This window comes from Psychrobacter sp. PAMC 21119 (genome assembly GCF_000247495.1).
Classification (GTDB): Bacteria; Pseudomonadota; Gammaproteobacteria; order Pseudomonadales; family Moraxellaceae; genus Psychrobacter; species Psychrobacter glaciei.
Map to the genome: position 1 here is coordinate 13,089 of NZ_AHVZ01000038.1, position 13,010 is coordinate 26,098.

Genomic DNA, 13,010 nt, shown 5'->3' on the forward strand with positions numbered 1-13,010 from the left:
CTATCGATAGAAGGTCGTAATAACAGCTGCTTATGCACTTATTGGTCATTATTTGTCCATAAATAATATTGCTTCGTCATAATGCAACTTTTAAGCCCCATTGTAAATGTCAATCGGCACCTTAAACGGTCTATCTGGCAGCTCCCTGACCAGCTTAGGTACCAGATAACCGGGTAGTGCTGCCAATAATGACCAATAAAACGCGACTGCTGACCGCTCGTCGCTATCGAAATGCGCAGCTCCTGCCACTTTATCCAACACGTGCAGATAATAAGGCAATACGCCAGCGGCAAATAAGCGTTGGCTTAAAGCGATTTGAGCAGCAACGCTGTCATTAATGCCTTTTAAAAGTACGGCCTGATTTAATAAAGTCATGCCAGCTGCTCGCGCCCGCTGCAAATACTCTGCTGTGAGCACATCAATCTCATTAGCATGATTACAATGAATGACCATGACGATATGACAGCGACTTTGTGCCAGCCTCTCTAATAATGGCGCATCCAAACGTGCTGGAATCACTATTGGCAAACGAGTATGTAGCCGTATGGTGGTCAGTTGTGGGATGGCTTCCAAGGTATCTAACCAAGCAAACAACCGTCTATTGGTCACGTTTAAAGGATCACCGCCACTCAAGATCACCTCATTGATCTCAGGATGGGCAGTAATATAGTCGATAATGCTTTGTTTGGCATCGGCAGTGGGCATATTGGCACTGTAATCAAAATGCTGACGGAAACAGTAACGGCAATGAATCGCACAAGCACCTGTAATCGTTAACAGCACTCTTGATTGATATTTGTGCAACAAGCCTTTGGTCGGGTTATGGTCGTTTTCGGCTAAAGGATCTGCCACGTAGCCCGTCACTGTGGCTTGCTCTTGCTGGTCAGGTAGCACTTGCTTTAATAAAGGATCATGGCTATCGCCAACGGTCATTTTTGCGACAAAAGCACGTGGCACTCTTAGCTCAAAATGCTCAGGCACATAAACGTCAGCACGCAAGGATTCTAGTTTTAGGATACTAAGCAGCTCATCAATGCTGGTAATGCCTTCGGATAATTGCGTTTGCCAGTTTTTTTGTGTGATTAAATGGTTTATCATGACAACCTAGTACCTGTGCCTAAAAGGCGTCATTATACGCCCTTAGTGAGTACCCTATCAAAGCATACCAGTCATCCATGAATAGTTGGCGTGACGACAGCGCTTAGCACAGTTATCTCCACACCCAAATACTGATCATATATTCGCAACCTTTAGGAGTTTCTTGTGGCAAGTTTTTCTACTAATGAATTTAAAGCCGGTCTAAAAGTCATGCTCGATGGCAATCCTTGTGCCATTCTTGAAAATGAGTTTGTCAAACCTGGTAAAGGTCAAGCCTTTAACCGTGTCAAGTTGCGCAATCTTCGTAGTGGTAAAGTATTGGAGCAAACTTTCAAGTCAGGTGATAGCTTAGAGGCGGCTGATGTCATGGACACTGAAATGAACTATCTATACAACGATGGCGAGTTTTGGCATTTTATGCATCCTGAAAGCTTTGAGCAAATCCAAGCTGACAAAACAGCAATGGGCGACTCAGTACAATGGCTAAAAGAGAACAGCAATGCCATATGTACCATCACTCTATTTAATGGAAGTCCATTGTCGATCACGCCGCCCAACTTCGTTGAGTTACAAATCACGGAGACAGATCCTGGCGTACGTGGTGATACTTCAGGTGGTGGCGGCAAACCTGCTAAGTTAGAGACAGGCGCGGTTGTGCGTGTGCCATTGTTTGTTCAACAAGGTGAAGTTGTCCGTGTCGATACCCGTACTGGTGACTACCAAACTCGTGTTAACTAATCGCTCGACTTGATTTAGGGGGTGTCCTCATTTCAAAAATGGCGATAAAAATGAGATAAATTGCCGTCAAACGAGGAAAATAGCGCAGATAATATTGAGATATTGATAAGCTATTTGACGATGTTTGGCAAAATTTAGCCATTTTTAGCGCATTTAGAGAATGCTCGATTGAATTGAGGACACGCCCTAGTAACGCATAAAAAAAGCTTAACCATTATTAAATGGTTAAGCTTTTTTTATTACTTGTCAGAAAGTCATCGAAAAAACATCATAAACAAGCACTAAAACGGTTTTAACAATCAGCACAATAAAGAATGTATTTGTGAGATTTAGTAGATCTATAGTCAAAGAATTTTAGAATCACCACAAGGCGACCAACCGCAGATAGTACGCTACGTACATCTAGGATGGGTAACACCGTAGCGGTTTAAAAGTGCTCTGACTATATCTTGGCAAATTAGGTCTGCCTTACTCTCTTAATCAGCTGACGATTGCTTATGCATTAGCCAATATTGTACCAAGGCGTTTAGCTGCTCTTGTTTAAAGGGCTTGGTGCAATAATCCTGCATGCCCACATTGAGGTATTTTTCGCGCTCGCCATCCATTGCATTAGCGGTCAAAGCGATAATCGGTGGCAGCACTTGAGGATCATACAGTTCGTGTAACTTAATAGTTGCCTGTACGCCATCCATAATCGGCATATGATGGTCCATCAAAATGAGGTCATAACGCTCAGGGTACAACGCAAAAGTCTCAATCGCTTGCTGCCCATCCGTGACATGCGTGACCGTATGACCACTATTATTCAGAGCTTTTTTGGCTATCGTCGCGTTGACACTGTCATCTTCAACTAACAATATATGACCAGAACGCTCCTGAGTAGGCACTATCATAGTAAAGTCGTTTGAATCTTGCCAGCTCTCGTACTGCTCCTCACCGATAGTAGGTAGCGGCAACAATACCGTGAAGGTAGTCCCGACCCCGACCACACTATCTACATTAATGCACCCACCCATTAAATCCACCAGAGATTTACACACAGACAGTCCAAGACCTGTACCACCATACAGACGATGGGTCGATTTATCAGCTTGATTGTAAGCATCAAATATCGCGTCAACTGATTCAGGCTTGATACCGACGCCTGTATCGGTGACCTCAATATATAAGGTCATGTTTTCTTGGCTAGTGCTCTCTTCAATAATACTGTCACCACTAATGGTCTCATCAGTCAAAGCATTATCAGATTCATCATTTCTAGACTTGTCATTTTTGGACTTGTCATTGATATAGCAACAATTGGGCACGTGCTTAACATCGATACTCACTCGCCCACCTTCACGGGTGAATTTGATGGCATTATTGACAAGGTTGACCATGATTTGTTTGAGACGTACCGGATCCCCTTGCACATAAGGCGATAGCGATTCCATATAATGGTAGTCTAAAATCAAGCCGCGCTGTCGAGCTTTAATAGCAAAGAGACTGACCACTTCATTACATAAGGTGGACAAGTTCATCGGGATGGCATCAATGGTCATTTTGCCAGACTCAACTTTCGATAAATCCAAAATACCATTGATAATCGCTAGCAAGTGCTCATTTGAGACTTTTATATTGTCCACATACTCTTGTTGTTCTTGGCTGAGCTTGGTCTCGCTAAGCATCTCTACCATGCCGATAATGCCATTCATTGGTGTCCGTATTTCATGGCTCATGTTGGCCAAAAAGTCCGATTTCATCTCATTAGCATGCTTGGCGACACGTTGTTTATCTTGTAGTTGTAAAGCATCGGCAGCCATCATCGCGAACTGGGCCAATAATTTTTCTTGCTTAGCATCAAAGCCATGATAAGGCTCTGTATCCATCAGACAGAAAGAGCCTAGACGATACGTCTTATTGTCTTCATGCATGATAATGGGCGCACCCGCATAAAAGCGTAGATGGGTAGACTCTGTCACCAATGGGTTTTGATCAAAGCGACTGTCTTTTGACAAATCTGCGACCACAAACACCCCATCCGACAGCAAGGTATAGTTACAGATAGCCACTTCACGCGCCGTCGTACATGTATCAACAAGCCCATGCACAGATTTTAGATACTGAGTCTCCTCGTCCATAAAGGTAATAGTGACAACTGGCATGTTAAAAAACAACTTAGCAAGTTCAGTCAGACGAGAAAAAGCAGGCTCCTCATTATTGTTGAGCACCTGATATTTTTTGAGCTTGCTAATACGATCTACTTCATCTGCGGCGACTGGGTAGCTGCGCTTAGGTGAGTTGGGTATCGTCAAGGTGGACTCCATTCATTAGAATCAGACGTTCGTCTGCTTTATCAACAATTGTAACGCTTCACTCACCATCAGCATTGCCACGACCGATGTCACCACTACTGCTGAACCATAACCACCGCAATGTAAACCGCCCTTTTGACAGCTTTTGTCAACGCGTGGTGGTTCTGTAGAATAAACGCACTTGATGGCAAACTTTTCTTTTAGATCGCTGTTAATGCCTTTTTCGTGACGTAATTTGTTGCGAAGCTTGGCCAGTAGTGGATCTTGATAGCTATCACGCAAGTCACTCACCGTAATTTTACTAGGGTCTATCTTACCACCCGCACCGCCTGCACAGACCAATTTTAATTTATTGAAACGACAATGTAGGACGATAGCAAGTTTGGCCTGCATATCATCGACACAATCTAAAACGACAATAGGATGACCTTGGTCAATGGCAGCCTTTGCTTCTTCACGGCTCGGCAGGAGTGCGGCAACATTATCGACTGTCAGGAAGTCATCAATTAAGTTGATGGTGACCTTGGGGTTAATCTCAGCAATGCGCTGCCCCATCGCCGCAATTTTGCTTTGCCCAAAGGTACTGTCTAACGCTGGCAATTGCCGATTGACATTAGAAGCCACCAATATATCCAAATCAATCAGAGTAATAGTGCCAACTGCGGTACGAGCCAAGGCTTCTGCTGCCCAAGAACCAACGCCCCCGACGCCAATCACATACACATGCGCTGCCGCAAAAGTATCAACGGCTGAGCGGCCATAGAGGGTTTGCGTTCCTTGGAAACGCCGCTCATATTGCTCGCTTACTTCAGCGCTATCACTGTCATCATGAACGACAGAAAGCCCAACGGTATTAGGATCGGCAAGCGACTGGTCAAATAATTGTGCTTCACTCATAACAGATTAAACGCTCTTTTTAAAGGTGATAACTTAAGTTACTTTTACTTTATTCTCTATCACGTTACTTTTTACTGTTAGTAGCCATTACCCTTTTGACGGTATAGGATACTGCCAGTCAGTACGTAGGGCATCACAACTGTTTTGCCATAGTTGCTCGGCAAGGCGATGTGACGGTACATCGAGTAACTCACTTAGACTCAGCAGCACCCATGGCAAATTGGCGGGAACATTTCTATTATGAGCGGAAGTATCATCCCCTTCATTGTCTGAATTTTGCCCAAGCGCTGACTGACTATTGTTTAAATGCTGACACATAATGGGTGTCATGTCCGGACAGTCAGTTTCAATGACCAAGCACTCAAGACCATAACTATCAACGGCTGCTTGAATCGCGCGACGCAGTTTTTTAGCATTTGGATTGGTGACTTGTCCAGTAACGCCGAGCTTAAATCCTAGTTTTACAAAAGCCTTTGCCTCTTGCTCACCACCACTAAAACTATGCGCGACCCCGCCCAAATTATGCGCATTATAATCATGTGCTTTCAATATGGCTAACGCTTCAGCATGGGCTTTACGGATATGCAGCATCACCGGTAGCTGATGGGTCACTGCCATATCCAATTGTGCCTTAAAAAAATACTCTTGCTTAGCTAGCATATTAGGCTGTTTCATCTCATCTGTAAAAGTATCTAAGCCAATCTCACCGATTGCTAATGGACGCTCGTCAGCGATCATCTTTGCCATACTATCTAGATGTGCTTCTGTATGCTGCTTGATATAAAAAGGATGCAAACCCAGCGCAATATAAGCATCTAGAGACGAGTTGTTCTGATTAGCAACCTTAATTATCGATGATTGCACTATAGTTGCTTGCGCTGTAATCGATTGAAAATCTTCATTAATTAGGCGTTTAGTCTCATACAGACGATCGAAATGCTCATACAAATAGCCCACCAGCATAAGATGGCGCACCCCTTGCTCATGAGCGGCCTCGACTTGCACTGCTCTATCTGCATCAAAAATTGGCGCATCAAAATGCGTATGCGTGTCAATCAATGGCAAAGCAGACGATGAATGCGGCGCGATATATGGTGAGTCAAGAGCAGTCATTAACAGGTTCCAAACTTAATCGTTGTTAGGGCATGTCCTCAATCTGAACGAAAGTGCCTAAATAGGCAAAATCACCATGAGAAAAATCCACATTTAACATCTGAATGATCATGATGCGTTTTGTTTTTTAATCCCGCTTTGTGGGTGACTGTCTGTTTGTCGAATTTTACCTGTTTGGCGGCTGCTACGACGCGGTATTAGTAATAAAGCCGTACCAACTGCGCCTAACATAAGCCATTTTTTTTTGCTAATACGATGCGCCATTACCTCCACCCCCTTACAGCCTGTTTGTCTTTTAGAGTGTACTAAAACATCATTTTATCAATATTCGGTGTATTTAAATTACTTAGTATACTGGGATATAGTAATGGCTGTGTTTATCTGTGTTATGAATACGCAAACTTATGTACGGTGTCATATTTTCAATAAAACCGTACGAGACGATAGCTTGATTGAGCTGGTGTTTAACGCTTGAGAGGATAAGTCGTGATACCACTACTTGGACTATCTACTTTAGTAAAACCTTGTGACGTAGCTTTTGGTGTTTGATCGCGCTTAGGCACGAGCGGATTGAGTGGCATCAATTCGTAATCTGCATCGACATTGCCATCCCAGCCTTCTGTCCCACTTAAGGGCAACTGTTTAATCGTACCGTTTTTATCAATAACCAATTGCAGTACACGCATCTGATTGAACTTGCGTTCAGTCACACTCGCTACTGCGCCGCCATCACGCAAGATGGTTGGTTGTAAAAATATGATCAAGTTGCTCTTTTGCGTATTGTCATTGTCAGAACGGAACAATCGACCGATAAAGGGCACATTACCCAGACCTGGTACTTTTTGTTGACTGGTGGTGCTGTTGTCACGCATCAAGCCACCTAGGGCGATGGTTTGCTGATCGTCTGCTAGAATCGTCGTATTAATGAGGCTTTTATTAGTGATCAAGCCGTTTACACCGCTACTAGTAGGTGCAATGCTAGAAACTTCTTGTGATACTTCCAAGCGTACCGTGCCATTATCACCAATGTGAGGGATGACATTGAGATTAATACCGATATCTTGGCGATCAATCGTTTGAAATGGATTGTTTGAATTGTTGCCACTGGTAGTAAAGGAACCAGTCACAAAAGGCACGTTTTGACCAACCAAAATACTGGCTTTTTCATTATCCAATGTCAAAATAGACGGCATGGACAATAGATTGGCACTAGTAGATTTATCAAGCGCCTGCAAAATAGCGCCATAAAATTCCGTATTACCCTGACTGTCTTTTCGGCTATCACCAATCCCAACCAATGCACCAACGATAGAGCTGGCCGCCTGACTAAGCGCTGTTGCACCCGCGACACCGCTACCTGCTAATGCAGCACCTGCCAAGGTTGTCGCACTAGCACCAACATTGTTAAAGTTTACTACCCCATAACCACTGTTGGCATTACCCAGCGCCCACTGCACACCCAGCTGGGTCGCATCATCACCTGATACTTCGACAATAGCGGCTTGAATCAATACTTGTGCACGGCGACTGTCTAATTGGCTGACCGCGTCTTCAATCTCAAACATCAGCTCGGGTGCGGCATTGACGATCACTGCATTTTGCGTTTCATCAGCGATGATACTGAACGGCCGACCGCCCACTCCCGTACTTGTTCCACTTGCGCTGCTAGCAGGCACTAATGCTGTACCGCTATTACCAATGCTATCACTGGCTGCACCATTAATCGATGCACCTGTCGTACTTGCATCATTTAAAGAGGCGGACTCTAATGTCGAGGTTGCACCCGCGCTATTAATCGATTGATTGGCTAGCAATCCACGTAGCATATCTGCAATATGACCAGCACTGGCATACTTCAATCGAAAAACCCGTAACCCACTCAGGCGTCTTGTAGGTGTGGTATCCAGCTGATTGACCATTTCTTGTACTTTGGCGATCATTTCAGGACTGCCTTTGACCAGCAGCCTATCACTGGACGTATCGGCAATGACTTTCAGCTGATTATTGCCCCCTTGTGCTTGCCCACTACCGGCACTTGCCACCAAAGCACTGATCAACTCCATCATGCGCTCTGCATCGACATGTCGTAGTGGTATCACTTGCAAACTGTCATTAACGTTGCTGTCCAAATCGCGGATGAGCGCGGTTAATTGATTCAAGCTATCCGCGCGATCCGACAATACTAACGCATTAACACCAGGCACAGCAGCAGCATGGGCAGACTGTGGCATGAGTGGTCGTATGACTCCCAATACCTCTGCCGCTTGAGTATTGGTTAAATAAATGACCCGAGTTGCCAGTGCTTCACCGACACTATCGCCGCGCAAATCGACGGCCACACCAGACTGTTTGGCGACATTATCCGGCACCAGTTTAACAGTTGTACCTGAGTCAATCGCGGCAATACCATTGACTTGCATCACACTCAAAAACAGCTGATAAATCTCATCACGAGACAAAGCCTTATTGGAGATGACCGTCACATTGCCATTGATACGTGGATCAAGGACAAAGTTTTGATCGGTAATGGTCGCCACTTCATTAATAAAGGCTTTGATATCAGCATCTTGCAAGTTGACTTTCCAACTCTCGGCACTAACAAGACCTGTACTGGCCGCCCATAGCGGTACTGCTAGGCAAAGAGGACGGCATAGGCGCATCAAGCGCTGTAAGGTATGGTGCAAAGGCGTGACTGAAAATTTATGAGAACGTACCATATTGATAATTACCTACAGTGATGTCGCTTAGTATGTACTGAATATTGTCAGCTGGCGTGTTGCTACCATAGCCCCAACCAGATGGTCATTATTGACTTAAAACAGCCTAATAAGAAAGAGCTTACTAAAAAATTTCTTGCCTAAAATTGCTGGCGAATCGTAATCACTTGCTCGCCACGTTTGACTTCTATTTGTGCTTCGCCTGCTTGCTGTACTTGTTGCAGGATACCAGCATCTTGGCTAGGATTATTGCCCACACTTTGACCATTAACGGTCAAGACTTGATCACCCGGCTCTAATCCTAGACGATTGCGGAGTTTTGAAGGCATCGCTGCCGTCACCTGATAGTTTTCGCCTGAGGCCATGACACCCATCCTGCTCAGATAACTGGCTGGATTTTCTTTTAGCGCCGTGATGGCTTCATCAATAGCAGATTGCGGACTGCTCTCAGGATTCGTCTCTGCTGTGGACTCAGTGTTATCTTGTGCTGGCACTGGGGCACTGGGCAATGCGTTGCTGTTTGGCAAACGCTGATTGCTGACGGCACCTGCTAGCATATCGCTTTGGTCGAGTGGCATCGCCTCTGCCATTCTAATGACCGTTTGCTGATCACGGGCATCGGCGATGATGACGGCATTCCAGTCGACAGCGATCAGAGTATAGTCACTGTCTTTTAGACTGTCACCGATGCGATAGTTTTTGACCTCGCCATTGACGTCTAATAATGCAGACGACATGCTCTCTGGCACGGCTAGCAAAACCCCTTTTAAGCCAATATTAGGGGGTGGCTGTACCGCCGCGGCGACAGGATCGGGGTCAGCAAAAATGGCAAATAGACCACTGTAATCATCGCCAGATGTATTAGCGTTTTGTAGAGGAGCTAGCGGTAAAGCTGGTGCCAAAGGCGCAGCTAGCAACAACCACAATAGCCGTGCCGCCGTCCAGCACAGCCAAGCAATTGCTAATAGTAGCAGCCAACCAGCGCAGCGATTGAGAACATTGATGATGGGTTTTAAGGTAGCAGTAGACATCTAGCGCGCCCCCAAACCGGCTAACAATGGCTGGCGCACACTGACAACGGGCGTATCTTGCGGGGCTTGTCCTTTGTATTCAGGCATATTCTCTAATAAACGCTGGGTCAAGCTAACATCTAGCATATTATCGCCATCGACATACAGATCCCCTAAGCGCTTATCTTGATTATTTAATAAATTGACGTGCAGCAGATTTTTATCATTTTTTTGTTCCGTACTAAGCTCGGCACGCATCGCTGGCATAGTGATATAAAAAACCTTACCACCACTCGGATAACCTACTTCACCGCCAACCCAAGTCAACTGACCATCAGCTTCACTGAAACCAGAGGACTTTTTATTGGAGTCATTATCCGAACCGGTCTGCCGTTTTAACGATACAGCATTGACTTGAATCGGTGTGTTGGGCAGCTGCCAATCGACCACACTGGCCAATGTTTCCGGCGCAATCTTGCCGCTCATATCATCAATCTGCCATGCGCTGGTGCCCAGCTTTATTTGACCGTTCAATCTGGTCTGCTCTGTCGTGATATCGACTTCTGCACCTAACTTACCCAAAAATAATTGCCACGGCTGCCACGACCAATTCGCCGCACCTGTCAATGGCGTTGCTGACAAAGGCAGTTGCCAAATCGCTGAGCCTTGCCATAAGTTGCCCGACACGTGCTGCACATAAGGATTATTAGGTGCATATTTTTCAAGTAGCCACGACGCGGGCATTTGCAATAAGGCAAATAGCGCAAATAATATAAACCCAAATAGCCACCACAGCTTACGGGGACGCTTATGAGACGACGCAGAGACTTGGGCCACGGTTACACAACTCTTATATAAGGTAAAAACGTCATTATCATAACAAACAATAGCATACAGATGACAGAAAAAAAGCCAGTATCTTTTTACCAAAATATTGGCAATAAAGATACTGACTTCTGTCTACTAATGCACTTTTGACTCAATCGTTATGAAAGTCATAAGGACAAAGTAATGCCTAGCATTGCTATTCGAATCTTAACAGATTAAATAGCGAAATCTTCAATGTCACGACCTGCTGCTAGCGCATCAACCAACCATAGTGGCTTGCGACCGCGACCCGTCCACGTCTCTTCATTATTATCGGTGTTGCGATATTTGATGTTACGCTTTTTCTCTAACGTCTCACCAGCCTTTAAAATCTCTTCGATGGTGCTATTACTCTCTTCGGCAATCTTTTCAAACTGCATATAAGCATCATATAAACGCTGATGTTGCTTTTTAGCAATTAACTGTTGGGCGTTTTCAGTGATGGCACGTAGCTCATCGACGTTTAAGCTGTCTAAATCAAGGGCAGTACTGTTGTTCATAATAAATTCAACTTTTATATAAGGGATATAAACTTAATAAATATAATATTATCTATTAAGCGCTCAAGAGTGCCAATTCACAAATAACAAGTAGTAATACGAAATTTAATAGTCAATTTCATTTATTGCTTATCAAAACGTTATTATTAGTGACGTTGATAAGCTATTACCAGTGGCATTAATAAGTAGGGACAATATAAACAAAAACAGTATTCATAACAATAGGGAATTAATGAACTTTGTAGTCAATATGCAACAATATCAATATAATAAAACCAATCATGAGTTATATGACAATGCAGTCACCAAAATAACCATCGTAATAATTTTAGAGTGATCGGGCTATATCATACAAGATAACCAATAATGATCCCAATTTAATACTGTATCTTTTATCCACTTAAAAAACCTTTATCTGGGCCAATTTATGGATAAAGCCGATAAATAACAATATTATAAAAAACAATAATTAAACAACATTAGTCAATCCACTCAATACAGGTAAGCGCATTAATGCTATAAACAATAAACCTTCAGATAGTCGCTTCTGTTCAAATTGAGGACACGACTTAGGAAGGCGAAAAAAATTTATATGAGCAAAACGCCATTTTTAATGTCCCTCTTTTATTTTGAACTGCTTAAGTGTCATATTACTTAAGTACCATACTGCTTATTATTCGATGTTAATTCAACAGACTAAGCCCGTTGTGCACTAAGCTCAGTCATCAAATCAAGAGCGGATTCGGCATTTAATAAATACGGATTGAAATCAACTGTCGTAGAGTATTTGAGATAAATCGCGGCGTTAGATTCGGTTGGAGAAGCATAGTTCATTGACCATTTTGCCCATTTTCTATGCTTGAGCTCGCGTGTTTCAATCACCTGTAAATCGTGATGACGCTGATCGGCAATGAGAGCGTACAATAAACGATTAATCTGTGCTCTAGGTCCTTCAACCGTTTGCAAAAAATAGTCTTTATTAAAGGTCAACATACCCGTGATGCCATTTGCCGCATTATTGGCTTGGGCTTGCTGCAAAATCTCATTAAAGTCTTTCGCTGATACATCTGGGTTTGCACGGCTCACGTACGTCATACTCATTAAAATATGCGCATCTGAAGTTGATGATGTCATCTCTGGTCTCTTATGCAATGTGATAGGGTGTTGGCACCTTTATAAACGTCAATTAACTGATAGCAAACCAAGACTTCTTCTTGGTAGAAGCCTCTTTTTCTTCTTGCTCTTGAAGTTCTGACAATGTATCAATCAGCATCATGATTTGGTTGGCGCTCATCAGATAAGGATTGAACTGAGTGCTTGTCGAAAATTTAAGCGCCAGTCCTTTATTCTCATCACTTGGGATGAGATATTTCATCGACCACTTATTCCAGTGGCGCTGCTCAATCTCGCGACATTCAATAATCTGTAGGGAAAAATGCCGCTCGTCTTTTACAAGCTTGCGTAATAGCTCATTAATGACAGGTCTCGCTCCTTCAATGCTTTGAAGAAAGTAATTGTGATTGAATACCAATGCACCTGTAATGCCATTATGCTCATTATTCTGCTGCGCTTGCGCTAGGATACGCGTGACCTCCCCATTAGGGTTGTCTTTGTTATAACGGCTAATATAGGTCAAACGTGTAATAATATGCTCGCCATGTAGCATATTTGACTGGTTCTTTTCTGACAGCTCAGCGACGTCCATAACGCACTCCGATAAATTATTTAGATTTTCTTGTAAGCAATAGCCAAATGCATCGCTACGATGAGTGAGTA

General features: G+C 43.7%; 11 protein-coding genes. 1 reads left to right on the forward strand and 10 read right to left on the reverse strand.

What is annotated here, in order from left to right:
• Positions 1-90 precede the first annotated feature (90 nt).
• Entirely contained in the window at positions 91-1,098 is a 1,008-nt protein-coding gene (gene epmB, locus RH96_RS12070) for an EF-P beta-lysylation protein EpmB (protein WP_010201330.1), read from the reverse strand.
• 165 nt (positions 1,099-1,263) lie between these two features.
• Here epmB and efp point away from each other — a divergent pair, with 165 nt between their 5' ends.
• Positions 1,264-1,836: an elongation factor P gene (gene efp / locus RH96_RS12075; protein WP_010201332.1), complete on the forward strand. Its 573-nt coding sequence runs from the start codon at positions 1,264-1,266 to the stop codon at positions 1,834-1,836.
• A 476-nt stretch (positions 1,837-2,312) separates the two neighbouring features.
• On the opposite strand, the gene RH96_RS12080 is transcribed toward efp, so the two are convergent.
• From RH96_RS12080 to RH96_RS12120, 9 genes are all read right to left on the reverse strand, one after another.
• Positions 2,313-4,130: a GAF domain-containing hybrid sensor histidine kinase/response regulator gene (locus tag RH96_RS12080; RefSeq protein WP_227500967.1), complete on the reverse strand. Its 1,818-nt coding sequence runs from the start codon at positions 4,128-4,130 to the stop codon at positions 2,313-2,315.
• A gap of 21 nt (positions 4,131-4,151) precedes the next feature.
• Complete coding sequence (locus RH96_RS12085; protein ID WP_010201334.1) at positions 4,152-5,027, reverse strand: ThiF family adenylyltransferase; 876 nt, start codon at positions 5,025-5,027, stop codon at positions 4,152-4,154.
• Positions 5,028-5,114: 87 nt separating this feature from the next.
• Positions 5,115-6,140 carry a TatD family hydrolase gene (locus tag RH96_RS12090; RefSeq protein ID WP_010201335.1) on the reverse strand — a complete coding sequence of 342 codons (1,026 nt, stop codon included), beginning with the start codon at positions 6,138-6,140 and terminating at the stop codon, positions 5,115-5,117.
• A 464-nt stretch (positions 6,141-6,604) separates the two neighbouring features.
• On the reverse strand, positions 6,605-8,857 hold the full coding sequence (gspD, locus tag RH96_RS12095) for a type II secretion system secretin GspD (RefSeq protein WP_010201336.1): 2,253 nt from the start codon (positions 8,855-8,857) through the stop codon (positions 6,605-6,607).
• Positions 8,858-8,997: 140 nt separating this feature from the next.
• Entirely contained in the window at positions 8,998-9,888 is an 891-nt protein-coding gene (locus RH96_RS12100) for a type II secretion system protein N (protein ID WP_010201337.1), read from the reverse strand.
• A complete protein-coding gene (gene gspN, locus RH96_RS12105) occupies positions 9,889-10,704 on the reverse strand; it encodes a type II secretion system protein N (RefSeq protein WP_010201338.1) in 816 nt (271 codons plus the stop codon). It lies immediately after the preceding gene.
• A 206-nt stretch (positions 10,705-10,910) separates the two neighbouring features.
• Positions 10,911-11,234, reverse strand: coding sequence for an H-NS family nucleoid-associated regulatory protein (locus RH96_RS12110; RefSeq protein ID WP_010201339.1), 324 nt, complete (start codon positions 11,232-11,234; stop codon positions 10,911-10,913).
• A gap of 696 nt (positions 11,235-11,930) precedes the next feature.
• Positions 11,931-12,368, reverse strand: a complete 438-nt coding sequence (locus RH96_RS12115; RefSeq protein WP_010201340.1) for a BLUF domain-containing protein — start codon at positions 12,366-12,368, stop codon at positions 11,931-11,933.
• A 52-nt stretch (positions 12,369-12,420) separates the two neighbouring features.
• A complete protein-coding gene (locus tag RH96_RS12120) occupies positions 12,421-12,939 on the reverse strand; it encodes a BLUF domain-containing protein (RefSeq protein ID WP_010201341.1) in 519 nt (172 codons plus the stop codon).
• Between the last annotated feature and the right edge of the window lie 71 nt (positions 12,940-13,010).

Excerpts from the sequence above, each read along its gene's own strand:
- RH96_RS12100 (WP_010201337.1), bottom strand. The coding sequence starts at position 9,888 with ATGTCTACTGCTACCTTAAAACCCATCATCAATGTTCTCAATCGCTGC.
- RH96_RS12115 (WP_010201340.1), bottom strand. The coding sequence starts at position 12,368 with ATGACATCATCAACTTCAGATGCGCATATTTTAATGAGTATGACGTAC.
- RH96_RS12110 (WP_010201339.1), bottom strand. The coding sequence starts at position 11,234 with ATGAACAACAGTACTGCCCTTGATTTAGACAGCTTAAACGTCGATGAG.
- RH96_RS12090 (WP_010201335.1), bottom strand. The coding sequence starts at position 6,140 with ATGACTGCTCTTGACTCACCATATATCGCGCCGCATTCATCGTCTGCT.
- RH96_RS12085 (WP_010201334.1), bottom strand. The coding sequence starts at position 5,027 with ATGAGTGAAGCACAATTATTTGACCAGTCGCTTGCCGATCCTAATACC.
- gspD (WP_010201336.1), bottom strand. The coding sequence starts at position 8,857 with ATGGTACGTTCTCATAAATTTTCAGTCACGCCTTTGCACCATACCTTA.
- RH96_RS12120 (WP_010201341.1), bottom strand. The coding sequence starts at position 12,939 with ATGGACGTCGCTGAGCTGTCAGAAAAGAACCAGTCAAATATGCTACAT.
- epmB (WP_010201330.1), bottom strand. The coding sequence starts at position 1,098 with ATGATAAACCATTTAATCACACAAAAAAACTGGCAAACGCAATTATCC.